We start from the raw sequence: 21,746 nt of genomic DNA, 5'->3' as shown, positions 1-21,746 counted from the left end.
TAAAAAAATAATATTTTAACGGAGGATATCCCCCGTATTTCCTCTTAAAAAAGAGTGGATATTATTTCTTCTGGGTATAGTAGTAGGCACCGCCTGCAATCAGGATGATGATCACAATACCGACGATTACATAAACCCATGGGAACTCACTGACTGGTTCAGGAGCTACCGGGATTTCAGGTGTCACAACTGGCGTTGCAACCGGGGTTACAACCGGTGTCACCGGGGTGGGTGTTGGCACAACTGAAGGCTCTGCGGTGTCAGCGAAGACAGCAAAGACACTGAAGTGCGTGATCGTTGCGGTAAGTGTCCGTGCACCTTCGTTTACGGTTGTCGGCATGTTCACCCAGACGCCATTGGCATTGTCATACCATTTCACGACGAGCTGGCCGGGCGTATTCTGTGCCTGTGCCATCAGGGTGTTCCATTCTGCTTCGGTGAAGGAGAAGGTGAGCCGTGCTGATGGGTTGAAGGTTGCACCTGCTGGTGAACACTGGACTGCATAGCCGCCGAATGCGAATGTCCCTTCAGATGGAACAGCCGGGAGGTTTGCAGCGGAGAGGTCATCCATTGAGATCTGCGAGAGTGGGTTGCCATTACTGCCGAGTACATACGTACCTGTACTAACTGAGAGCCGTGCCTTCTTTGATGGGCTGTCGAGCAAGACAGTCTGAAGTACCTGTCCTGCGGTATTGGTCATGAGTGATGCTGTCCCGACGCTTACTGCCGGTGGGAGTGTCGTTGATCCGCCGCCGCCACCTGGTGATGGTGATGGTGTGTATGGTTTCCAGACCTGGACCTTATTATTCAGATAATCGCTTACGTAGACATACCCTAATGCATCAACAAAGACATCAGTCGGATAATTGAAGGATCCCTGTCCGATTGTTGTGATATATACTGCAGAGTTTCCGATCAGCTGGAACTTCTGAACACGGTTGTTGGCTGCATCAGCAACATAAACATATCCTGCTGCATCGAAGGTAATCCCGATTGGATCGTTTAACTGGCCAGCTCCGGTTCCCGTTGCGCCGAAGTTACCAATTGCTGCTCCGGTATCCTTGTTTATAATCTGCACCTGATCGTTAGATCCGGTTACATAGACTGCATTACCCCTGACTGCCAGACCCATTGGGTTGTCAAAGTTCCCGGTGATCGTGCGCTGGTGTGTCCCGGTGTCACTGAAGACCTGAACCCGCTGATTATTGGAGTCAGCTACATAGACATAGCCTGCTGCATCGACTGCAACACCCAGCGGGTTGTTAAACTGGCCGACACCGGCTCCGGTACTTCCCCACTTGGTGGTGAAGACCATTGTATTGCCGATCAGCTGGAACTTCTGGATCCGGTTGTTGCCGCTATCTGCCACATACAGATAGGGGCTGTTTGCCGCCGCCAGTCCCTGTGGTGAAATGAAATCGCCATCACCACTCCCGGTGTTGCCGATATATCCTCCAAAACTGTGACCGAAATTACCAAAGTATGCGAGATTATCTGTACCATCATTTGATACAAATATCTGATTGTTAACCGGTACAATACCTGATGGGCCATTCAGATAGCCCGTACCAAACTCTGTATAGTATTGGTACGTTGTACTTGCCGAGACTCCCTGGCATGCAAGGAGTGCAAGCACCATAATAGAGATGAGAATACCAAATTTTTTAATCATCACCGATTCCTCCATCTTGTAAATGCGTTGATATGCCCGTTGAGAGAGATGGGCGTAACTATCAAAATCCGCATGTATAAAATCATGTTATTCAATATATTAATGCTTTTGGTTTCTCTCTCAGGGAAATCCATCATTTGTTCATCGAATACTCAGGAGAAGCCTGTTTTTGATCTACTCCATCTTGCTGATGCATCTTCCTAATCAGCCCCAAACCTCATAATAATTGGCTTATTTCGGCTCTCTACTCAGCTATATCTTTGTATAACCTAATATTCGCCTTAATTCTGGCGAAATCTATAGGAAGGTCTCCGGCTGAATGCACCCGGATCAAACCCATCCGACTGTTTGGGTGCCCCCCCATTTACTAATTGATGATGACTGGTGCAGCAGACTCGTGAAGTTCCTGGATATCTCCAATGCGCGTTCAGTGAATCTCCAATCAGATGATCAGCATCACAGCAACCCCGAAAACCACACACCCGGCAGCAGCAAGCGGGATGGTGAATGTCTTTACTGTCTCTGCGGACGCTCTGGCATGCTGTTCTGTTCATGAGCCAGAAGAAGGGATCGCTAGCATAGCTGATCACCATCGTTCCGGCGGCGATCATCAGGAAGAGGGCAGATGCCGGGATCAGGTGCGGGATCGCAGTTCCCGCAATGATATCCGCGGTGATGACAACGGTGACGAGCCGGGAGCCCTGTGCGGTCTGGATGAAGCATGCCAGGATGAATGGGATGACGGCAAGTGGGATCATTACTCCAAGGAGGTCAGCGACATCTGTAGGGAACGAACTGGCCGCGATCACCCCTCCGAGGGCACCGGCGCCACAGAGATCAAAGATGATCACACCTGCATGCTTTGTCCCCTCACCAAACCGCCTCTCTACACAGACTTCTCGCAATCAGGAGCACCGCAACTGCCGCTCCCGCAAGGAGAGCAACCGGAAGGATCACGTCTGCACCCACCCCGGGTATCATAAATCCGGTGACGATGATTCCGATCGGCACGATTAGGGGTGCCCATGCCCCTGCCCTTCGAAAACCTCCGTCTTCTCTCTCCTGCGTCTCCTCCATCCGTATTCCACGCCCCAGAAGAACGATCATCAGCAGAAGGAGGATCAGGGAGAGGGGAATTGTGATCCGGTTTAATCCGGGATCCGTTGAGAAGACCTGCATGAGAGTTGTCATCACCGGTGCCGGTGCGATCAGGACAAAGGAGAGAACCGATCCGCATGCGACGAGGGAGAGGAGTACCCCTGTCCTCTTCGGATCAGCTGATCTGCCTTTCATCAGTGGTGCAAGGACAAGGAAAGGAGTGATCGCGCACATAAAGGAGACTGCAAGGAGCCATCCGGCAAGCCCGGCATGCATCGCAGGGCGTCGTGATATCGTGGCCAGATCTGCTTGTATCCTCTCTATCCCACCCCCTTTCACCAATGAAAAGGCGATGATCGAGCCGCCCTCTGACTGCGACACCAAGGATGGCAAAGATCCGTCCGGCACCTGCACTTGCGGCATTGATGGTAGTCTCAATAGGAAGTCCGGCAAGCAACCCAAATCCTATGGCTGCACTGAAGAGAACAGGAAACGGAGGTATTCGAAAATATGCGGTTGCTATTGTAATAGCAAGGATACAGATGAGAAAAGCGGAGAGGGTCTCCACCTATTTTTCACTCATCTTCGGGGACAAATGACGCAATTCTTGCCGCATCAGATACAATTGCACTGTTCCCTGAAGGATCCTCGATGATCAGGGTGAACGGTATCTCTCCCTCTTTTGCACTTGCGAGGGTTTCAAGCCCATCGAGTGCAGCCCGCCGTTCCTCATCATCTGCTGAAAGAAGGGTGGTTTTGATTGCGTCCTCGACACGTGCCAGTACACCCTCGACATTCGAGACGAACCCCTGGCATGCGGGTCCCGGGTTGATAGATATGCCAAGTTCAGGTATCTCGATTCTTGCTGAGGTCGACCGGGCGACACGGACAGAGAGATCCTCTGCTGTTCTGACATCAAACTCATATCGTACCGGGCCGCGATCGGTGAGGATCAACGTATCCGTTAGACGAAAGCCGCACGCCTCACAGAGACCACACATCATGAGAATATCGGAGAAGAAGGGGATATTCTCGGTCTGGTAAATATAGTCTATCTCTTCTCCACAGAGCGGGCAGGGGCCTGAGAGGGCCTGCTTCACCTAGTTGCCTCCACCGATCTTCTCCCGTGATATCTTCACCGATGTTGGCGTGATGACGACATAGCGCTGGTCGCCAATGCCGATGATATCGCCGTTCACGTCCCGTGCGACATCTTTTAAGTCCTTCATCACCCGCTCAAAGGTGATCTTGTCGAGCTTGAGCTTCTGGATATCAATGATCACAATGTTGTTGTTGTACACCTCGTCTTTGATTCGTGGTGTATCCTTGAGGTCGTTAATTGTTGCAATCTTGACATACATCAGAGCAGGCTCCTCCCCTGCCGCTGCATCCTCATATGCAGCGAGGTCGAGGTCCATGTACTCCTCTTCCTTAGGGGTCGCACCCTTTCCGCCAATGATGGAATCAAGAAATCCCATGTAGAATCCTTTCTATTGGTAGTTATTAATTCTATCCTTATATCTCGAGGTTCCAGATCGCGTCGCCCACATAGTGGATATTCTTCGCAATCTTCCCCTTCTCCATTGTGCGAATCTCATCGGCGTCATAGAGTGCGATGACAACTGCAAGCGGCTTTCCATGCCGTTCCTCGACAATTAATGCAGGTTCGCCCTTCCTGATGTCATCTGTCACAGATACGACACCGGGGCGCATCACATCGGCGCCATTGACCATGAAAGAGACAGCACCTGAATCAACAGTGATGCGGCGGGCAGTGAATGGCCGGAGATGCGCACCCCTCAATGTTGGAAATGCCCAGTTATCACGGGAGATCAGGAGCGGTTTTTTATCGATTAGGAAAATGGAGAGATCTGCATCGGTCTCGGCACGTTCGATGGATGTGGTGTCAAAGAGTGATGCCTCTTCTCCAAGGGCTCTTTCGATCATCTGTTTTATCCCGGCAACCTGGCTCTTTTTAATTGCATGCCGCTTTCGAATCGTGATATCAGCCATGATGGATTCTCCTGTACTATCCACTCCCAGGCCACTAAAGGATTTCCGATGGGTGCGCTATCTTTAAGTCGAACCGGGGCGCATATATGGTTACTCTCCAGGGAGATGCAAAGGGATTTTTATGACCAAACGACCGCTTGATATTCTGGAACAGGTCTTAAACAGGGAACCGGTGTTCATCTCGCTGAAAGGCGGACGAGAAATCCGTGGAATACTTCAGGGATATGATGTTCATATGAACCTCGTTCTTGATCGTGCAGAAGAAGAGACGGAAGATGGCGTTGTCAAACTGGGAACGCTGATCGTCCGTGGTGACAATGTGATCTATATATCCCCTTCAATCGAATAATAAAGGTGATTTACCATGTCGAAAGGAACTCCATCGAAGGGTCTGCGCAACAAGCATTCCCATATTGTATGCAGGCGTTGTGGCCGGAATTCGTACCATGCACGCCATAAGATCTGTTCAGCATGTGGATTCGGACGGAGCGCCCGGATGCGCTCGTATGCCTGGACCAGCAAGAAACCATTGAGAGCAACACATTAAGGCTCTTATATCATGTGCGGCATTGTCGGCATTGTTGACACAGGGGGGGTATCGTTTCCCCTGTATTATGCCCTCTATGCCCTTCAGCATCGAGGGCAGGAGAGTGCCGGAATCAGCACATTTGATGCCGGAACACTCTTTAAACATAAGTCTCAGGGTCTTCTCTCAGAGGTCTTCAACCGTGATATTCTTGAAGAGCTTCCCGGATCGGTTGGGATCGGTCATGTAAGGTACCCGACAACCGGTGAGAACCGCCCGGAAAATACCCAGCCATTGAACTTTTCTCTGAAAGGGCATCACTTCTCTATTGTTCATAACGGCAATCTCGTCAATAATAACGAGCTTGTATCAGAATATGAAGAACACGGTCATATATTTGCTACAACCACGGACTCCGAGGTGATTGCTGCAGTTATCGCGCGTGAACTGACGCTCTCCGGATCCATTGAGGATGCCATTGTCCTCTGCATGAGGAAACTCGAGGGATCCTATTCTGTTATCACCCTGCTGGATGACACCCTCTTTGCGTTCCGTGATCCATTGGGTATCAAGCCGCTCTGTATCGGGAAGACCGATAACGGGTATATGGTTGCGTCTGAAAGTGTGGCACTTGATGCCCTTGGTGCAATATTCATCCGTGATCTCCGGCCCGGCGAACTGATCAAAATCGATAAAGGTGGTATCTCGTGCCGCCAGATCACCAAAACCAACCATACCGCATTCTGCCTCTTTGAGTATATCTATTTTGCACGATCAGATTCGGTGATCGACGGGGTCCTCGTCTATGATGTCAGGAGAAAGATTGGTGAGATGCTCCATAAGGAAGCACCGGTTGAGGCTGATATCATCTCACCGGTACCAGACTCCGGGACTTCGCTTGCAGTCGGATACTCTGAGGCATCCGGCATTCCATTCAAGGAAGGGCTGATCAAGAACCGTTATATCGGGCGGACCTTCATCATGCCAACCCAGAAGTTGCGCGAGAATGCGGTGCGGATGAAACTAAACCCGGTACGTGGGCATATCAAAGGAAAATCGGTTGTGCTTGTCGATGATTCGATAGTCCGTGGCACAACGTCCAGAAGGATCATCGAACTGGTTCGGGAGTTCGGTGCCCGCGAGGTTCATTTCAGGGTAGGCTCACCGCCTGTTGCCGCCCCCTGTTATCTGGGGGTTGATCTTCCGACGCGGAAAGAGCTGATCGCACATAACCGGGAAACTGATGAGGTCTGTTCCTGTATCTCCGCAGATTCGCTCCATCATATCTCGCTTGAGGCGCTGATTGCGGCAACAGAAATCGATTTGTCAGATTTCTGTACAGGATGCCTTACAGGATGTTATCCTGTTGCCATTCCTCACGAAAAATCAGAATGCCGCCATGTGGACTTTATCCACGGGTCGTACCAGACACGGCTGGATTTCTGATCTCTTTTTTTTAATCGTTTTTGCCAATCGGAGAGGTCTGCCTCTCCAAAAAAAATCATTAAAACAGATAGCGAGGGATGGATTTGAACCATCGATCTACGGGTTATGAGCCCGTCGGGATCTCCTGACTACCCCACCTCGCTTCGGAGTATTAATATTCCAATTATTTCTTTAAATACCTTACCGAATTACTGCCAAAAAAAGGGCAGTCAATCGATTCAGTAACAGCTTCCGTGCCACGCTCTTTTGCCGGATACAATCTCCCTTTCCCCAGCAGATGTTGATGCGAAACCTTATCTGAATGGATAGAGAAGAGATTGTATGGATGATGAACTGGAATTTCTCCGGCAGAAACGCGCCCAGGAACGGCTCGCAGAGATAGAGCGGAAGGCATCGTTTCAGGGTGTTGTGCCGGTGAGTGAGATCACGTTCAATACCTTCCTCTCTGAAAACCGCTTTGTTGTTGTGGATTTCTGGGCAGAATGGTGCGGTCCATGCAGGCGGGTTGCACCGGTCATCGAAGCCCTCTCCCATGAGATGGCGGGGCTTGTTGCATTTGCCAAATGCAATACCGATGAAGCCCCGCGTATTGCCAGGCAGTTCAATATCACGGCGATCCCGACTATCATCCTCTATGCAAACGGAAAGATGATCGACCGGGTCACCGGAGCAGTGCCAAAAGAGACCCTCCGTTCGGTGATCCTCCGGGCATTCGGACTGCCGCCGGGAGCAGAACCCGTCTGAAGGTCTGTCCGGTCTTTATGCCGGAAAAATCCCCATCTTATCCAGCAGGTGCTTATTCCCGTATCCATCCCGGGCTCTGTGAGATACTCTCCTCGACACTCCGCTGGGATGATCTCCGATCTGTCCAGGAAGCGGCACTCTCCCCGGAATTAGCCGGTGCTGATCTGATCATCATTGCGCCAACCGCCGGTGGCAAGACCGAATCTGCCTTCCTGCCTGCGCTTGACGATCTTCTGAAGGCAGGTACTGAGGCGGTGGGCATCCTTTATCTCTCTCCGCTCAGGGCACTGATTAACGATCAGTTCGATCGGATCACCAGGATGACGGCACCACTCGGCCTTGAGGTGCGTGCATGGCATGGTGATATCGGGCGATCGGATCGCACCTGGAAGGATGGTGAAGCCCCTCATATTCTTCTCACCACACCCGAATCACTCGAAATACTCCTTTTGGATCCGGTTTATGGATCTGCCCTCACCAATCTCAGATCGGTGATCGTCGATGAAGTGCATGCATTTATGGGCTCAGATCGCGGTGTTCAGCTCGCCTGCCTTCTCGATCGTCTCGATCTCAGCTCCGGAAGGCAGGTGCGGCGGTTCGGTCTCTCTGCAACGGTAGGAAATCCCGAGGCACTGCTTGAATGGTTCTCGGAAGAGGGCCGGAGACAGCACCTTGTTGTCTTCGATCCCCCGTCACAAGGCAGGCGGTTCTCGTTTACCATTGATCCTGTGGAGGATGTGCGGATCCGGTCACTGACAGGGACCATCGCCAATAGAAAGGCGCTCGTCTTTGCCGGGAGCAGGAATGAGGCAGAGAAACTCCATGCTGTGCTTATGCAGCGGAAGCATCCGGTTTTTATCCATCATTCGGCTGTTTCGTCCGATCTCAGGTCTGAAGCAGAAACGGCGATGCAGGGGGACGGTCCTGCGTGCATCGTCTGCACCAGCACGCTCGAACTCGGGATCGATATCGGTGGCCTCGATCTTGTGGTGCAGTACGGTGCACCGGATTCAGTCTCATCATTCCTTCAGCGGCTCGGACGATCCGGCAGGAGGAATATGCCGCAGGAGATGGTCTTCATCCTGGCATCTGGTGAAGAGGCCTTGCTGGCTGCCGCAGCAATAGAAGCTGCCCGGAACCATGAAGCAGAACCACTGCGGCCGCTTCGCTTTCCCTGCAATGTCCTTCTGCAACAGCTCTTTATACTCCTGAGAAAGAGGCGTTGCCTTGGGAGGCGCCCTCTTAAGAAAGAGCTCCTGAATCTTTCTCCTTTTGCCGGTATCTCTGAGGAGGATCTGGATCTGATCCTCGATCACCTGCTTGCCAATGGGTACCTCGCGATGGATGGGGATCTGGTTGTGATCGGGATAACTGCCGAGGCTGAACTTTCACGTTCGCACTGGATCGCCCTCTGCTCGGTGCTCTCCGCAGGCGGCGGATACCGGGCAGTGACGCCGGATGGGCAGGCGGTCGGAACCCTTGATCCCTCGTTCGTCGGGATCGCAGCTGAAGAAGGTTTCACCCTCGCCGGACGGGGGTGGCGGGTGATCTCCCGTGATGATGCACGGCGGGGGCTTCTTGTCATTCAATCCGATCGGAATGGCCCCCGTCCCTTCTGGACAGGCGGTGGGAGGGCAGGGGTATCGCCCCTCCTCGCACACGCGGTGGGAAGAATGGCAGCAAGGCGGGGATCAGATCTAATGCTCCCGGAAGGGATGCAGGAGGCGATCAATGACGAGATCCATTCCTGGCCACATGGGATCAATCCGGAGAAGATCTGCGTCATCTCAGAGCCGCTTCTGGCAGGAGAGCTCATCTCAGTCTGGACATTCCTTGGGGAGCGGCAGAATGCAACTCTCGCCCACCTGCTGAGGCATCTCCTGCCCCCCCGCTGGCGGGTTCGGAGCACATATGCTGCCGTCACCGTCGAGGTGCCTTTGGGTGAGGATGGAGAAGAAGAGATCCGGGATGCCCTGATGGAATTGAGAAGAATGCCAGAGGAGGAGCTTATCCGGCAGCTACCCCCATTGCCGCCTGAGACCTGGGCATTTGGCAGGCTGCTTCCTGACGAGATCCGGCAGAGGATGGCGGCAGTGGATATCTATTCCCTGCCGGAGGTGGTTGCGGCTGTCAGAGAGCGTTATTCTCCTATGTGAAGCGGATCTGCCTTTTCTCCTCCCGTATCCTCTCACTTGCAATCTCCCGGTACGAGGAGTCGATCTCAAAGCCAATATAGTCTATACCAAGCCGGATGCAGGCGATGGCGGTCGATCCGATCCCCATGAAAGGGTCGAGCACAAGGCGGCATCGATCAAGACCATGGTCTTTGATACAGAGGGTGGGAAGACCGATTGGGAAGACTGCCGGGTGGGGCCGCTTCTCATTGATCGTCTCGTACGGGATGAACCAGGTGTTCCCCCGGTCCCGGAGATCTGATCCTGCATTCTTCCACCTCCCGATATTGCTCTTATCCTGATAAGGAACCCCGATCGCCAGCTTATCAAGCGGGACATCGCCGGTTTTTGTGAAATGGAAGATGAACTCGTGGCAGTTATGATGGAACCGCTTACTGTTAATCGGCTTATAGTGGCCGACCGCGATATCTCCGGTGATATTATTGTACGATCCCATATCGGGGCGTGGGATTGCGATGGACTTGATCCAGTGGATCATATTCTGGAGGTAAAACCCCTTCTTCCGGAACTCATTTGCCACATCGATCGGTATCCAGGGGTCTGTCGGTGTGCCCCCGATATTCAGGAAGAATGATCCACAGTCCGACAGAACCCGCTGAGAGGCTTCTGCTACCTCTCCCATCCACTCCAGGTACTCTGAGCGGGTGATTGTGTCATCATAGGTGGTGTAGGCTTTTCCGATGTTGTATGGCGGCGAGGTGACGATCAGGTCGACTGAGCCTGCTTCCATTCCTTCCATCCCTTCGATACAGTCCATCTGATAGATTGTGTTCGGTTTCATGGCTCTGGCTCCTCCAGTTCTTCTGCGAAAACGATCCGTTCAAGTGTAAGGGTATAGTGGATCGTCTCCCCGGCATGAGGGTGATTGGCATCGATTGTGACTTTCTTCTCATCGATTGCAAGGATCATGACAAGCGCATTCTTTCCGCCGGGAAGACCGACTTTTACGAAATCCCCTTCCTTCGGTTCTCCTATGAGTTCAAGCTTTTTGCGCTTCAGCCTGAAGACGAGCCTCTTATTATATCTCCCGTATGCTTTTTCGGGTGGAAGGGTGATCGTCTGGCTCTCCCCTTCCTTCATCTCTCTGAGTGCTTCATCAAAGGAGGGATTGATCGTACCTGCGCCAAGCACCGCTTCAACAGGATGATCTGCTTCTGATTCCTCAATGACGTTGCCATCATCAAGCCGTGCGATGAAATGAACAAAGACCGTGTCGCCTGTCTTTGGATGTCTCATTCTGATGTACCTGTTGTCCGGGAGATCTGAAAAAGAGGGGGGGTGTGGGGATTATGCAACTGCTTTCTCTTCAGTATTCTCCTCTACACCGTTTCCTATGAGTGAGAGGATTGCGGGCATCACGATGATGGCACCCATCAGCGCAAAACCGACTGAGATGACTGTGAGGATACCAAAGTTGCTGATGATCCCAAAGCTGGAGGTGATCAGTGCAGAGAACCCAAAGACTGTTGTAAGACCGGATATGGTGATTGCGGTTCCGATCTTCTGGACACTCTCGCGGATTGCATCCATCTTCAGCAAACCCTTCTCACGCTCCTCATAGTACCGCTCTGCAATCAGGATGGTATACTCTGAGGCAATACCAATCGTCATCGATCCGAGCGTTGCGGTCATGGGCGAGTAGTCGATCCCAAGTTCATACATGATCAGGCTGTTCCACCCGACGATCAGGATGATCGGAACAAGGGGCGTTGCCGCCTTCAGGCTCTTCCTGTAGACGATGAAGAGGAAGACGAAGATCATCACGAACCCAAGGATGGTCATTGTGGTCTTGGTCTCCCGGATCTGGGTGATCAAGATCGGTAAACATCTCTCCCATCCCGGTGAGCGATGCGGTGATCCCGGGCGGCGGCTGGTGCCAGGTGAGTTCATGCTGGAGCCGCTCGACAAAGGACATAGCAATTGTTGCATCCATTTCGAGGGTGGAGATCTCAATGAGCGCCATTGAATGGCCGCTTAAATAATGGTCACGGAGCTCAGGTGGTATTCTCTCAAGGATCACCGCGAGTTCAGCATCAGTTTCAGGGAGGGAGCCGCCATTGTACTGGATCACCAGATCGGCGATGCTCCGTGTACCAGTGATAAGTTCGTTACTCTCCTCCTGGTACTGCTGGAAACTATGCATCCAGGTGATCGAATCCAGAGCCGATACCCGATCACCCCTCACAAAGATTGGGGTGGCAGATGCTGGCCCCATTGCACGGGTTACCTTCTCGATCTGTACCCTTGCGGGCATATCTGGTGGAACAAAGGAGTTTTCATCGGTATTGACGATGATCTGATCGTCCACCGAGAATCCTCCCACAGCAAGGAGTACGCATATACCAAGGATGATCAGCGGGAATCGGGATATACCGCCTGCCATCTTTCCGATACCAAGATTGTACCGGTCCCCAAGTGCCAGCCCTTTGTTTTCGGGGACTGGTTTTGGCTGGTACTTCAGCAGGGTGGCAAAGACCGGGACGATGAAGAGTGCCGCAAGATAACAGCAGACAACCCCGATCACACAGACTTCTCCAAAACTCCTGATCATCGGAAGCGGTGATGTCCACATTGCGAGGAACCCCATTGAGGTGGCGAGCATTGCGTACAGGATCGATGGTCCGGATTTGGTCATCGTTATTTTGATAGCCTCGGGTAATGACGTGTTTCTGACCTCTTCATCAAGCCGGGAATGGAACTGAATCGCGTAATCGATCCCGATCCCGATTAAGACCGGGAACGCAGCGATCGTCACCATATTGATCTTGATCCCGGTCAGGCCCATGAATCCGAACGTGAAGATGAGGCCGCTTGCAACGATTGCAACAGAGAGGAGGCGGTACCGGACAGCACTGAAGAGGATGCCGACTGCAAGTATCATCAGGAGCATTGCAATGCCGATGAGGCTCCCCATCGAGGTACCCATCTCATCCATCATCTGTTTGGCAAAGGCAGGGTTGCCGGTGAGCGAGACTGTAGTTCCTGGTGGGGGATCAGATATCTGGATGAGCGTATCGATTGAGTCGACGATCTCAAACTGGGTATCCAGTGTGAGGCCCGTATCAAGGGTGATCTGGATGATCGTCATCGAGGTGGCCGGAACCAGCCGATCATAAAGAGCAGGATCAATCTGTTCTTTTGCGGCTTCTACCTCGGCAATCGAGGCGGGTATCTCCCCGCCATTGGTATTTGTGAGATAATCTGTTATCCCGATAACGCCGGTGACATGCCGTTCACGTACAAGATCTCTCTTAAGATCCGCCATATAGTCGAGAATAATCGGATTTGTCACATCCTCGGTCTCAACGAGGATCATAATTGAGTCAGAAGAGAAGGTGCTCTGGTACTTATCGAGAAGAATGTACCTGGGGGTATCCGGATCGATATAGGTTTCTGCACCCGTCTCCATCTCGGTCATGGTCATCCCATAGAGCCCGATGATGAGGAGCAGGACTATTGCTGCGGCTATCTTTGCCGGGTGCCGGTTTATTGCATCAGAGATTTTTTCGTAGATCTGCATGGTAGCAGTCGTCTCCTTAAAAAAAAGGTGATTACTGCCGTTTCCGGTAGTACCAGTATCCTGCGCCGATGACAACAATCAGGATGACTGCAATCAGTACTGGTGGAATTGTCGCTTCACGCGGGACAACTTCCACCTCAACCTTCATTGTCTTTGAGATCTGGGTATTGTCGAGGGAATCGCGGTACCGGATCTCCGAGTCGAGCCCATAGATCTTCTCGGTTGCACCAGAATCGACATTCAGGATGTACCGTGCCACCTTCGTCTCTCCGGGGGCTAGGTCACCGAGGTATGAGGTATCGTCATTTGAGGTGAAGGGATCGACTGCTGATATCCGTGCGGTGGCCCGGTAAACCGGTGCTTCGCCGATATTTTTGTATTCGACATCAATGACGGTCTTCTGCCCCGGTCTCACAACAGCCGGAGGGGAGATGGCAGTAAACTCAATTTTTCCGCCGGTACTGACTCCGAAGGTCCGTGGATCTGATGTTTGTATCTGGCCGTTCCTGTCCTTATATTCTGCATAGACTGAGAGGGGATAGTCGCCAGGTTCGGCGTTTGTGGATACTGAAACTTTGAATGTCCGGGTAACGGTCGATCCTGCAGGGAAGTCGCCGATAAATGCACTGCTATCAGTCGGGATGAGCGGACTTGTTCCGCTCCGATCGATCTTGAGTGAGGCAGACCGGGCATCTTCGGATCCGGCATTCCTGACAGTCAGCGTGACATATCCTTCGGTTCCGACATTGATTGCATCAGTCTGTATATCGGTGACGAGGAGCCTGACATCCGGTTTTACGACAACCTGAAGCTCTTCGTGAACCACTTTTTTATTGTAATAATACCTGATGAAATCATCTCCATGCTGTTCAGCACTTGAGAGGTAGGTATATTCGATGCTGACTGGTATGGTATAGGCTCCGGCTTTGGCATCCTCATCAAACTGGATGGTGAATGATGCGGTGGCGCTACTCCCCCCATTGATGTCTCCGATCATCTGTGGATCGGTCTTAATGGTGAGTGGCGCATCTCCTGGGACAAGGCTTACGACTGCCATCTTTGCGGTATCGGGGCGATCATCCCGTGAGATGATCTCGCTCCGTATGATCTTGACGCTGGTAAGTCCGGTATTTTCAACCATGATAGCGACGGTTGCCTCTTCTCCCGGAGAAAACTCATTTGTCCCGCTGATCGCAACCCTGAGTTCGGGGGATCCGTAGAGATACTTCTCACCGGCTGCTGCCGGTGTGATGACGGCTGCCAGAATCAGAGAGAGGATAAGAATTCCTCTGAGGCAGTTTCTTTGAATGTGATGGTTCTGGTTCATTGATTGCACCATAAATTTTTGAGTATTATCGTTTGCTTCGTATCATATTTAAGAATGTCTCTTATAGGTCGCACTTGGCAAAATACATCTCCGGGTTATGTGTATCCTATAGTAAATATTTTTAAATATTAGGAACAAATAGTGACACTCAATGGAACCTCTCCGGGATGAATATATTGAAATCCGCGAACTTCTCAGGAAACACCCGCATGGTATGAGCGTTACCGAGATAGCGCAGGCACTTGGGAAAAACAAGCACTCTACCGGACGATATCTCGATGGCATGTATGCGGCAGGGCTTGTCGAGATGAGGATGTTTGGGAAGGCCAAGATTTATTCGCCAGCATATCGCGTACCTCTCGCATCACTCATATCAAAAATGAATGAACGGATCATGATTCTGGATTCTGATCTCCGTCTTCTCGTGATCAACGATGCGTGCCTTGAACTCATGGGGAAACAAAGCGGTGATCTGATAGGCCGGGATCTCAGGTATGTGGAGGTTGCCGATTCCGGTGTGCACGATCTTCTGTCCGTCCTTGAAGGGAAAATTGGCGACTCCGAGGAGGTGCTTGAGTATCCCCTTCATCTGGATGGAGGAGAGGTTATCCATCTCCATATTCATATCATCCCATCAGTTGATGAGGCGCATCATGCAGTGTATGTCATTGTCATGGTGGATATCACCGAAGAAGTCCGGATGATCGAAGAGCTCAGGGAGAGGGAACACCAGTACCGTGAGCTTGTGGAGATGGCCGATGCAATCATTATTAAACTTGATAAAAATGGCAATATAATCTTCTTTAATGAGTTTGCCGAGACATTCTTCGGGTATTCCAAGGAAGAGGTCCTCGGCAGAAGTGCCATCGGGACAATTGTTCCCCCCGAAGAACTCTCAGGCCGTGATCTGAAAGAGCTGATTGCAGAGGTCTGCACCGATACCGATTCATACAGGCGGAATGAAAACGCCAATATCACAAAAGATGGCCGCCTCGTCTGGGTTCAATGGTCTAACCGGGCGATCAGAAATGATGAGGGTGAAGTGATCGGAGTTCTGTCGGTCGGCAATGACATCTCCGATCGAAAAGAGATAGAGCTTGCACTCCTTTCGCAGAAGGATCAGCTTGAGGGGGGTTTTCAGGAGATCGAGTGCATCATGCGGTTTTCAGGGACAATCAACTCCGAGATGACACTCCCGGCACTTCTCAATGAACTTGTCAGGGTGGTTGGGAAATGCTGGTCGAAACGGGGTCCCACAGGAGTTCGGATTACCTACGGGCATGATATCTATGAGAGCGGAATTCCAGAAGGCCTTCCCTTTGTGTTCTCACGTCCAATCTATGCTGGCGGAGAGGAGGTCGGCTCCTTCGAGGTTGGTTTTGGCGGCAGGGACGAGGAGCCTAAGTACTATGAGGGTAAAGAGCGGCTCCTCTCCATGTTTGCTGAGAAGATTGGGTTTGCAATCGAATGGATGGAGGCCGGATTGAAGGTTCGGAGAGAGAGGGATCTCTCTGATACGATCCTTGCCACAGTGGATGCTGCCATATTTGTTCTCGATCCAAAGGGCCGGATCCTCCGGTTCAACCGAAGGTCAGAAGAGCTGATTGGGTACCGTGAAGAAGAAGTTCTCGGGAAGCATATCTGGGAGATGTTTACCTCTCAGGATATGATCAAGGCTGTGCGTGCCCATATCCAAACACTGGTTGAGACAAGGCGTGGTTCACGTATACGGGGCACATTGACATGCAGGAATCAGACTCCCATAATAATTGACTGGTCGAACTCGGTTGTCTGCGATGACGGCGGGAACGTCACCCATATCGTCAGCACCGGGATTGATGTCACGCGCCAGGTGGAGAATGAAGAGGAGCTCAGGCGATGCAAGTCGGTGCTTGATCGGCTCCTTGCTGCTGAGCAGGGTTCTTAATCCTCTTCTCTTATCTGGCAGGCCTGGTTTCATGTACGGGTGAGGGGTTATCTTCTCTCCCTCCAATCTCTCCTGCATGAGATCTGGTTTCTTCATAATCGCCATTCTCCTCGCAGCCGTTCTTGTCACCGCTGGCTGCTCCATGGTGACAGGCGGATTGTCGGGAACATCATGGACACTTGTTGCCTATGAGGGCATTGACGGTGAGATGGTGCGGGCAGATACGTATGCCACCCTCCATTTCTCAGAAGATGGCAAAGCCAGTGGAACTGCCGGATGCAACAGCTATTCTGCTGAGTATCGTGCCAGTGAAACAGAGATTGCCTTCAGATCGCCTCTCTCTACCCTGATGTACTGCCCTGATGAGGATGTTATGGAACAGGAGGGTCGTTTTCTCTTCCTGCTTGAACAGGTCCGCTCGTATCAGATTGATGGCGATATCCTGATGATGTACGGGGCAGGTGGCCGGGAGATCCTGGTTGCCGGAAAGATGCGGTGATTCTTCGGAAAAGAAACCTTTTTTCCCCTTCTCCGATGAACTATCATCTGTTATGCAAAAGGGTTTTTATATTGTTGGACTTTGTCTCCTTCTTCTGATCTCTGTAACGGGCTGTCTTTCTGATTCTGAACCGGAAGTGGTGTCTGATGCATCCCCAAAAGAGATGGTGGCGTTTGTACAGACTGCATTTGAGTATGCTGATATGCATGGGAAAGAGGCTGCACTCCTCGCCTTCAATGATCCGGGTGGACCATTTGTGAAAGGAGATCTCTATATCTTTGCCTATGAAGAGGATGGTACCACACTTGCCCTTCCCTTTGAACCAGACCAGATAGGAACCAGCCGCTCTGATCTCCAGGATGCAGAGGGCCGCTATTTCATCAGGGAAATTATAGAAACCGGTCTTTCAGGTGGTGGTTTTGTCAGGTATCTCTACGCAAACCCAACACATGGCTTTGCCGTGGAACCCAAGATCAGCTATGTGATGAAAGGCGGTGATGGATGGGTGCTTGGATCAGGTCTCTATTCCACAGATGATACGATGATGCCGGATCCCGACGTGACAGCGGCCCTTTCTGATTTTGTTGACGATGCCGCACTCTATGCAGAGCGTGTCGGGAAAGAGGAGGCGCTTGCCACCTTCAATGATCTAAAAGGCCCCTATGTCCGGGGTGATCTCTACATCTATGCCCTTGATATGGATGGAATTGCGCTTGCCCTCCCCTACCAGCCCGAGCTTTCCGGGACAAGCATGCTCGATCTCACCGATCACCATGGGTTGAATGTAACGCGTATCGAGATCGCCCTCTCCCGGCTTGGTGGCGGTTTCATCTATTACCATTATCCAAACCCCGGGAGAGGGATGCAGCTTGAACCAAAAGTGAGCTATGTCAGGATGGTGGATGATACCTACTGGATTGGAGCAGGCATCTACTATACGGGTGAAAGCACGTTTTCAGATGAGATCGTGATGCAGGCTCTCCTCTCCCGGTATCATGAAGAGACAGAAGCAGAGCTCAACTCCCTCGATAACGAGGTGCTGCTTGCAGGAGCTCATGCAAGCGCTGTCGGGCTTGATGACCCCTCCACCCATGAGGTGCTCGCGTATGTCGCCGGCACCTCGGAAGCGGTTTATGATGTTGTCTCGTTTGATCCAGAAGGCCGGATCATTGATGTCTATCCCGAAGCATATGCATCGGCTATCGGGGTGGATATCTCAGCCCAGCCACATATCCGTGTTATACTGGATGAGAAGAAGCCGGTACTCTCACATCTGCTCCATGCCGTTGAGGGGCAGGATGGAGTCTCAATCGCGTACCCGGTTGTAACTGCTGATGGCAGAATTGCAGGTGGCATCTCCGCGATCATTCTTCCGTCAGTTCTTCTTGGCGGGGCAGCAGAGAAGGCGGAAATCGGATCGCCATACTCGGCACGGGCGATTCAGGTGGATGGCACAGTCCTCTATGCAGAAGATCCAAAGGAGATTGGGGCGATGATCTTCCCGGATCCGGAATATGAAATCTACCCTGATGTGAGGCATTTCAGATCCCGTATACTGACCGAACCAAAAGGAGCAGCCATCATCGGTCTCTCGGGTGTGAAGAAACATATCGTCTGGGATACCGTCTCCCTCCATGGAACCGATTGGAGACTGCTGGTTATAAAGGAGTTTTAGGCTGAAAAGAACGAATATTGGGAGGTAAATGGCTCAGAGCAGCTTTGTCTCCGTGGTGGGGCGTGGGATCTTCACAACAAGCACCCTGAAGATCTCCCTGCTCTCATTCATCCATCGGTGTGGGATCATTGCCGGGCTTTCAACCAGCATATCCTTCAGAACCTCTTTCCTCTCCTCTCCGATCTCGACAACACCGGTTCCTTCAAGCACATAGAAGAAGACATCCACCGGAGTGGCATGCTTCTTCAGTGCCTCACCCGGTTCGAGCGTGATGACCACGGCTATTGCATGTTCGGTATCGTATATCTTTCGTGCATCGACATGATGCGGGTTTGGTGCGGAGTGCACATCGGCAACAGAAACGATCTTCATGTGCTAGAGCTTGTTGGGCGCCGATAATTAACCTTCGTATGGTCAGCCTTTGTAGTTGGTCCAGTAATTATTCAGTGACTCTTTTCGTCTCCGCTCCTTCCGCACCTCTCTCATCTCAGGGTACGTCGGCTCATCGCTCTGCCTTGCAGGGCAGAATGGACAGAGTGCAAAGGGTATCCCGTCTGCTTTGTCCCGGACAGGACAGAGGTACTCTCCTTCCCATGCATCAACGATCTGGCCTCCCGGAAACGGGGTGCCGATTGGATGTGCCGGCTCCTCCATCACAAAGATCCAAAATCCGGCGAGGAGATATTTGAGATAGAGGAAGGTCGGTTCATTTGTTTTTGCCTTCTTCCTTACAGCAGCTTCAACCATTATGAAGTACAATCCAGCCGCTTTTTGGAGGGGTGCCTCTTCTTCGTCACCGGCTCCGTTTCGGGCAAGGAGGAGGAGCCGATGGTGGGCTGGGAAGATCTGCTCCTTCACTTTTGGAAGGAGGAGATCCCGGTACTGATTGGGCAGATTGCGTGTCTTCTCCTCGAATCGTGCATACATCATCTCAAGGTCATGAAGAGAGAATCTCTTCACCTCTGTTGCAAGGAGGCGGATCAGATCTCCCTTCGTTTCTGCATGCTGCATCCGGCGGCAGGAGAGGGCGATCTGATCGATAGTCCTTATCTCTGTGGTGAGATCCCCTGCTTCAGAATCTGCATAGGTGTCGATGAGCAGGGCATGTATATCTTCATCTGATGAACGATCCTGTTTCTTCTCCCCGCCGGAGATCTTTCTCTTAAACCATTCAAAGATTGCCTGTATTCCCAATTGTATCACTTTTGTATCTGTTTGAGTGTATGCTGCTCATATGGTGCCCTTCCGAACATCAAAAAGTGAGCGTAAGGATCTCTGCTTCCAAAGTATCTGTATCAAGGATCGCGATCGTTGCCTTCCCGTACCGCTCACCGCAGGCTTCGCCCGGATTGATCAGGATACTCTCTCCTGACTTCCTGATCACCGGGCGGTGGGTATGTCCGGAGATGATGACGTCAAATACAGCCGCCTCAGCGAGTGCCAGAACAGATCCGGGATCATCCCCATGCACCATCCCGATCCTGAGCCCATCAATTGAGAGTTCGGCGACACGGTTCTCTACCCGTATCGTGCCGCATCTCCTGCTTTCGTCCCTGAGCCACTTCTGTTGCCGGTCACAGTTTCCAAAGACCCCGATCATCTCACAGGGGAGATCGCAGAAGATCTCAAGTGATTGGGGTGTGGTGATATCGCCTGCATGGAGTACGAGGCCGGTATCCAGTGAGACGAATAAATCGATCGCCTCCCGGATGGCGGGGCGGTTGTCGTGGGTGTCAGCGAGGATGCCTATCATGATTTAGACGTGTTTTGCATCTGAACCATAATACCTGTATCTCTTTGTTGTGTTCTCTACCTGTTCACGGGAAGGTGATGGTAAACCAGTTTTCTGAAGTCTCGATCTTTGGCTCATCAAGGCCATAATCAAAAGCCATGGGCCTCCTCTGTGTTGAAATCGTGAAGGAAGCCTCTTATGTCTGAGAGGATAATATACAATTATTATGGGATCTATAACGACCATAACAGTATCTTCCGATACAAAAGAACTGCTTCGGAGCGCTGGCAAAGAAGGTGAGAGTTATGATACCATCATACGGAAATTACTCAGTGAAGTGAACTGGAAGAATCTGAATGAACGCTGGAATACGATATTAGAAACAGAAGAGTTCCTTCCTCTTGATGCACTGTGATATACCCGGTTTTGGTTTCACGAACCTTTGAAAAACAATTTTACACGCTCAGTGAGGATACTCGCAATCGAATACGAAATTCACTCACTCATTTATCTGCGGATCCATTTACTCCACGTTCCGGTCTTGATATAAAAGTACTTACTGATTTCGATCCGAAAAAATACCGTCTACGGGTTGGGGAGTATCGTATTATTTATGCCGTGGATGCTACTTCTGTGAGGGTTATTGAGGTATTTAAAAGAGGCAGGGAGTACTGATGGTTAGATGGCAAATGCCATCGCAGGCTGTCCTGGGTGTCAGCGAGGATGCCGATGATCATGGATTGCCTGGTTGATTCTCAGAGAGTATTCTGCTGTTTCGTATATTTCTGAGAGAGTTCTGAAGAGTGTTGTTGCAATACTCAAGCATCGGTTTGCCATGGCCAAAATAGATCGCTTTAACCTCTTTTGTGGCAATATACCGCACTGCATTGAAGAACCTCTCTTCATATGTGCCTCCGGATGTCCTGATGATGATTGGTGTATCTCCTACAAAGAGAACACCCTCCTCCTCGCAGTACAGGCAGATTGAGTCCTGTGTGTGACCTGGTGTATGGATGACTTCAAACCGGCGATCTCCGATACGTATGATCTCTCCGCCCCTCAGATAGGTGTTGACGCCCTTAAGAGCTTCTGAGAAGGCATAGATCGTTGGCTGGAAGTTCTCTATGATCTGCGGAAGGAGTGACGCATGATCATAATGTGAATGGGTGAGTATCACCTGGTCAAGCTTCCGCTTCCCAACACCGCTATGGGCATTCTGTATCACCTCGATGATCGATGGATCACGTCCGACATCAATGAGCGTGTTCTGATCAGCAAGTGCATTCCATGTTCCGGTGACCAGATACACATTCGAGGTGTACATGCTACTATTGCCGGTCAGGTTTTGAATCTTCATGGTGATCTGAGCCTC

At 51.4% G+C, this 21,746-nt stretch carries 26 protein-coding genes and 1 tRNA gene; 11 read left to right on the top strand and 16 right to left on the bottom strand.

What is annotated here, in order from left to right; all coding sequences use genetic code 11:
• Positions 1–61 precede the first annotated feature (61 nt).
• From ACZ44I_RS10400 to ACZ44I_RS10390, 3 genes are all read right to left on the bottom strand, one after another.
• Positions 62–1,672: an NHL repeat-containing protein gene (locus tag ACZ44I_RS10400; RefSeq protein ID WP_464550165.1), complete on the bottom strand. Its 1,611-nt coding sequence runs from the start codon at positions 1,670–1,672 to the stop codon at positions 62–64.
• 281 nt (positions 1,673–1,953) lie between these two features.
• Positions 1,954–2,577 carry a GntT/GntP/DsdX family permease gene (locus tag ACZ44I_RS10395; RefSeq protein ID WP_464550167.1) on the bottom strand — a complete coding sequence of 208 codons (624 nt, stop codon included), beginning with the start codon at positions 2,575–2,577 and terminating at the stop codon, positions 1,954–1,956.
• The gene (locus ACZ44I_RS10390; RefSeq protein ID WP_464550169.1) at positions 2,543–3,163 is read right to left on the bottom strand and encodes a hypothetical protein; all 621 of its coding nucleotides are present in this window, start codon (positions 3,161–3,163) and stop codon (positions 2,543–2,545) included. Before ACZ44I_RS10390 ends, ACZ44I_RS10395 begins: the two co-directional genes overlap by 35 nt.
• Here ACZ44I_RS10390 and ACZ44I_RS10385 point away from each other — a divergent pair.
• Positions 3,157–3,369, top strand: a complete 213-nt coding sequence (locus ACZ44I_RS10385; protein WP_464550171.1) for a hypothetical protein — start codon at positions 3,157–3,159, stop codon at positions 3,367–3,369. The genes ACZ44I_RS10390 and ACZ44I_RS10385 overlap by 7 nt on opposite strands.
• Here the strand turns inward: ACZ44I_RS10385 and ACZ44I_RS10380 are convergent.
• The 3 genes from ACZ44I_RS10380 to ACZ44I_RS10370 are packed head-to-tail and all read right to left on the bottom strand — an operon-like array spanning position 3,346 to position 4,783.
• Entirely contained in the window at positions 3,346–3,870 is a 525-nt protein-coding gene (locus tag ACZ44I_RS10380; protein WP_464550173.1) for a ZPR1 zinc finger domain-containing protein, read from the bottom strand. The two genes, ACZ44I_RS10385 and ACZ44I_RS10380, sit on opposite strands and share 24 nt — an antisense overlap.
• Complete coding sequence (locus ACZ44I_RS10375; protein ID WP_292737361.1) at positions 3,871–4,248, bottom strand: cell division protein SepF; 378 nt, start codon at positions 4,246–4,248, stop codon at positions 3,871–3,873. It lies immediately after the preceding gene.
• 37 nt (positions 4,249–4,285) lie between these two features.
• Positions 4,286–4,783, bottom strand: a complete 498-nt coding sequence (locus ACZ44I_RS10370; RefSeq protein WP_464550176.1) for an RNA-binding protein — start codon at positions 4,781–4,783, stop codon at positions 4,286–4,288.
• A 121-nt stretch (positions 4,784–4,904) separates the two neighbouring features.
• On the opposite strand from ACZ44I_RS10370, the gene ACZ44I_RS10365 reads away from it, so the two are divergent.
• From ACZ44I_RS10365 to purF, 3 genes are read left to right on the top strand one after another with little or no spacing between them, the layout of a single operon-like run.
• On the top strand, positions 4,905–5,132 hold the full coding sequence (locus ACZ44I_RS10365) for an LSM domain-containing protein (protein WP_255333528.1): 228 nt from the start codon (positions 4,905–4,907) through the stop codon (positions 5,130–5,132).
• 15 nt (positions 5,133–5,147) lie between these two features.
• Positions 5,148–5,330, top strand: coding sequence for a 50S ribosomal protein L37e (locus ACZ44I_RS10360; protein WP_292737367.1), 183 nt, complete (start codon positions 5,148–5,150; stop codon positions 5,328–5,330).
• 12 nt (positions 5,331–5,342) lie between these two features.
• Positions 5,343–6,755, top strand: coding sequence for an amidophosphoribosyltransferase (gene purF / locus ACZ44I_RS10355; RefSeq protein WP_464550178.1), 1,413 nt, complete (start codon positions 5,343–5,345; stop codon positions 6,753–6,755).
• Between the two features lie 68 nt (positions 6,756–6,823).
• On the opposite strand, the gene ACZ44I_RS10350 is transcribed toward purF, so the two are convergent.
• Positions 6,824–6,898: transfer RNA gene (locus ACZ44I_RS10350), tRNA-Met, on the bottom strand.
• 178 nt (positions 6,899–7,076) lie between these two features.
• On the opposite strand from ACZ44I_RS10350, the gene trxA reads away from it, so the two are divergent.
• Together trxA and ACZ44I_RS10340 are read left to right on the top strand one after the other, a co-directional pair.
• On the top strand, positions 7,077–7,499 hold the full coding sequence (gene trxA, locus ACZ44I_RS10345; protein ID WP_464550180.1) for a thioredoxin: 423 nt from the start codon (positions 7,077–7,079) through the stop codon (positions 7,497–7,499).
• A gap of 17 nt (positions 7,500–7,516) precedes the next feature.
• Complete coding sequence (locus ACZ44I_RS10340; protein ID WP_464550182.1) at positions 7,517–9,655, top strand: DEAD/DEAH box helicase; 2,139 nt, start codon at positions 7,517–7,519, stop codon at positions 9,653–9,655.
• Here the strand turns inward: ACZ44I_RS10340 and ACZ44I_RS10335 are convergent.
• From ACZ44I_RS10335 to ACZ44I_RS10315, 5 genes are read right to left on the bottom strand one after another with little or no spacing between them, the layout of a single operon-like run.
• Positions 9,648–10,475: a DNA-methyltransferase gene (locus ACZ44I_RS10335; protein ID WP_464550184.1), complete on the bottom strand. Its 828-nt coding sequence runs from the start codon at positions 10,473–10,475 to the stop codon at positions 9,648–9,650. The genes ACZ44I_RS10340 and ACZ44I_RS10335 overlap by 8 nt on opposite strands.
• Positions 10,472–10,930, bottom strand: coding sequence for an FKBP-type peptidyl-prolyl cis-trans isomerase (locus ACZ44I_RS10330; protein ID WP_464550186.1), 459 nt, complete (start codon positions 10,928–10,930; stop codon positions 10,472–10,474). Before ACZ44I_RS10330 ends, ACZ44I_RS10335 begins: the two co-directional genes overlap by 4 nt.
• A gap of 51 nt (positions 10,931–10,981) precedes the next feature.
• On the bottom strand, positions 10,982–11,455 hold the full coding sequence (locus ACZ44I_RS10325; protein WP_464550188.1) for an MMPL family transporter: 474 nt from the start codon (positions 11,453–11,455) through the stop codon (positions 10,982–10,984).
• Positions 11,349–13,214 (bottom strand): efflux RND transporter permease subunit, encoded by a 1,866-nt coding sequence (locus ACZ44I_RS10320; RefSeq protein WP_464550192.1) that lies wholly within the window; start codon positions 13,212–13,214, stop codon positions 11,349–11,351. The genes ACZ44I_RS10325 and ACZ44I_RS10320 overlap by 107 nt, the downstream gene beginning before the upstream one ends.
• A 31-nt stretch (positions 13,215–13,245) precedes the next feature.
• On the bottom strand, positions 13,246–14,541 hold the full coding sequence (locus ACZ44I_RS10315) for a COG1361 S-layer family protein (RefSeq protein ID WP_464550194.1): 1,296 nt from the start codon (positions 14,539–14,541) through the stop codon (positions 13,246–13,248).
• Positions 14,542–14,692: 151 nt separating this feature from the next.
• On the opposite strand from ACZ44I_RS10315, the gene ACZ44I_RS10310 reads away from it, so the two are divergent.
• The 3 genes from ACZ44I_RS10310 to ACZ44I_RS10300 all read left to right on the top strand — a co-directional run bounded on the left by ACZ44I_RS10310 (position 14,693) and on the right by ACZ44I_RS10300 (position 18,642).
• On the top strand, positions 14,693–16,468 hold the full coding sequence (locus tag ACZ44I_RS10310) for a PAS domain S-box protein (RefSeq protein ID WP_464550196.1): 1,776 nt from the start codon (positions 14,693–14,695) through the stop codon (positions 16,466–16,468).
• A 76-nt stretch (positions 16,469–16,544) separates the two neighbouring features.
• Positions 16,545–16,967, top strand: a complete 423-nt coding sequence (locus tag ACZ44I_RS10305; protein ID WP_464550198.1) for an META domain-containing protein — start codon at positions 16,545–16,547, stop codon at positions 16,965–16,967.
• A gap of 139 nt (positions 16,968–17,106) precedes the next feature.
• Positions 17,107–18,642, top strand: a complete 1,536-nt coding sequence (locus ACZ44I_RS10300) for a cache domain-containing protein (protein WP_464576517.1) — start codon at positions 17,107–17,109, stop codon at positions 18,640–18,642.
• Positions 18,643–18,675: 33 nt separating this feature from the next.
• Here the strand turns inward: ACZ44I_RS10300 and ACZ44I_RS10295 are convergent, their stop codons facing one another.
• The 3 genes from ACZ44I_RS10295 to ACZ44I_RS10285 are packed head-to-tail and all read right to left on the bottom strand — an operon-like array spanning position 18,676 to position 20,395.
• Positions 18,676–19,014, bottom strand: a complete 339-nt coding sequence (locus ACZ44I_RS10295; RefSeq protein WP_464550202.1) for a cupin domain-containing protein — start codon at positions 19,012–19,014, stop codon at positions 18,676–18,678.
• A 42-nt stretch (positions 19,015–19,056) separates the two neighbouring features.
• Positions 19,057–19,836, bottom strand: coding sequence for a DUF2115 domain-containing protein (locus ACZ44I_RS10290; RefSeq protein WP_464550204.1), 780 nt, complete (start codon positions 19,834–19,836; stop codon positions 19,057–19,059).
• A gap of 58 nt (positions 19,837–19,894) precedes the next feature.
• On the bottom strand, positions 19,895–20,395 hold the full coding sequence (locus ACZ44I_RS10285) for a metallophosphoesterase (RefSeq protein ID WP_464550206.1): 501 nt from the start codon (positions 20,393–20,395) through the stop codon (positions 19,895–19,897).
• A 205-nt stretch (positions 20,396–20,600) separates the two neighbouring features.
• Here ACZ44I_RS10285 and ACZ44I_RS10280 point away from each other — a divergent pair, with 205 nt between their 5' ends.
• Both ACZ44I_RS10280 and ACZ44I_RS10275 read left to right on the top strand, forming a co-directional pair.
• The gene (locus tag ACZ44I_RS10280; protein ID WP_464550208.1) at positions 20,601–20,789 is read left to right on the top strand and encodes a hypothetical protein; all 189 of its coding nucleotides are present in this window, start codon (positions 20,601–20,603) and stop codon (positions 20,787–20,789) included.
• Positions 20,786–21,049 (top strand): type II toxin-antitoxin system RelE family toxin, encoded by a 264-nt coding sequence (locus ACZ44I_RS10275; RefSeq protein ID WP_464550210.1) that lies wholly within the window; start codon positions 20,786–20,788, stop codon positions 21,047–21,049. The genes ACZ44I_RS10280 and ACZ44I_RS10275 overlap by 4 nt, the downstream gene beginning before the upstream one ends.
• A gap of 58 nt (positions 21,050–21,107) precedes the next feature.
• On the opposite strand, the gene ACZ44I_RS10270 is transcribed toward ACZ44I_RS10275, so the two are convergent.
• A complete protein-coding gene (locus tag ACZ44I_RS10270) occupies positions 21,108–21,731 on the bottom strand; it encodes an MBL fold metallo-hydrolase (RefSeq protein WP_464550212.1) in 624 nt (207 codons plus the stop codon).
• Between the last annotated feature and the right edge of the window lie 15 nt (positions 21,732–21,746).

The organism is Methanocalculus pumilus (genome assembly GCF_055382585.1).
The sequence above is the reverse complement of the archived record's forward strand: the minus strand, read 5'-3'. Positions and strand labels throughout refer to the sequence as shown.

Coding starts and splice junctions, on each gene's coding strand:
- ACZ44I_RS10400 (WP_464550165.1), bottom strand. CDS start 1,672: ATGATTAAAAAATTTGGTATTCTCATCTCTATTATGGTGCTTGCACTC.
- ACZ44I_RS10385 (WP_464550171.1), top strand. CDS start 3,157: ATGGCAAAGATCCGTCCGGCACCTGCACTTGCGGCATTGATGGTAGTC.
- ACZ44I_RS10375 (WP_292737361.1), bottom strand. CDS start 4,248: ATGGGATTTCTTGATTCCATCATTGGCGGAAAGGGTGCGACCCCTAAG.
- ACZ44I_RS10370 (WP_464550176.1), bottom strand. CDS start 4,783: ATGGCTGATATCACGATTCGAAAGCGGCATGCAATTAAAAAGAGCCAG.
- ACZ44I_RS10365 (WP_255333528.1), top strand. CDS start 4,905: ATGACCAAACGACCGCTTGATATTCTGGAACAGGTCTTAAACAGGGAA.
- ACZ44I_RS10360 (WP_292737367.1), top strand. CDS start 5,148: ATGTCGAAAGGAACTCCATCGAAGGGTCTGCGCAACAAGCATTCCCAT.
- purF (WP_464550178.1), top strand. CDS start 5,343: ATGTGCGGCATTGTCGGCATTGTTGACACAGGGGGGGTATCGTTTCCC.
- trxA (WP_464550180.1), top strand. CDS start 7,077: ATGGATGATGAACTGGAATTTCTCCGGCAGAAACGCGCCCAGGAACGG.
- ACZ44I_RS10340 (WP_464550182.1), top strand. CDS start 7,517: ATGCCGGAAAAATCCCCATCTTATCCAGCAGGTGCTTATTCCCGTATC.
- ACZ44I_RS10335 (WP_464550184.1), bottom strand. CDS start 10,475: ATGAAACCGAACACAATCTATCAGATGGACTGTATCGAAGGGATGGAA.
- ACZ44I_RS10330 (WP_464550186.1), bottom strand. CDS start 10,930: ATGAGACATCCAAAGACAGGCGACACGGTCTTTGTTCATTTCATCGCA.
- ACZ44I_RS10325 (WP_464550188.1), bottom strand. CDS start 11,455: ATGATCTTCGTCTTCCTCTTCATCGTCTACAGGAAGAGCCTGAAGGCG.
- ACZ44I_RS10320 (WP_464550192.1), bottom strand. CDS start 13,214: ATGCAGATCTACGAAAAAATCTCTGATGCAATAAACCGGCACCCGGCA.
- ACZ44I_RS10315 (WP_464550194.1), bottom strand. CDS start 14,541: ATGAACCAGAACCATCACATTCAAAGAAACTGCCTCAGAGGAATTCTT.
- ACZ44I_RS10310 (WP_464550196.1), top strand. CDS start 14,693: ATGGAACCTCTCCGGGATGAATATATTGAAATCCGCGAACTTCTCAGG.
- ACZ44I_RS10305 (WP_464550198.1), top strand. CDS start 16,545: ATGAGATCTGGTTTCTTCATAATCGCCATTCTCCTCGCAGCCGTTCTT.
- ACZ44I_RS10295 (WP_464550202.1), bottom strand. CDS start 19,014: ATGAAGATCGTTTCTGTTGCCGATGTGCACTCCGCACCAAACCCGCAT.
- ACZ44I_RS10285 (WP_464550206.1), bottom strand. CDS start 20,395: ATGATAGGCATCCTCGCTGACACCCACGACAACCGCCCCGCCATCCGG.
- ACZ44I_RS10280 (WP_464550208.1), top strand. CDS start 20,601: ATGGGATCTATAACGACCATAACAGTATCTTCCGATACAAAAGAACTG.
- ACZ44I_RS10270 (WP_464550212.1), bottom strand. CDS start 21,731: ATGAAGATTCAAAACCTGACCGGCAATAGTAGCATGTACACCTCGAAT.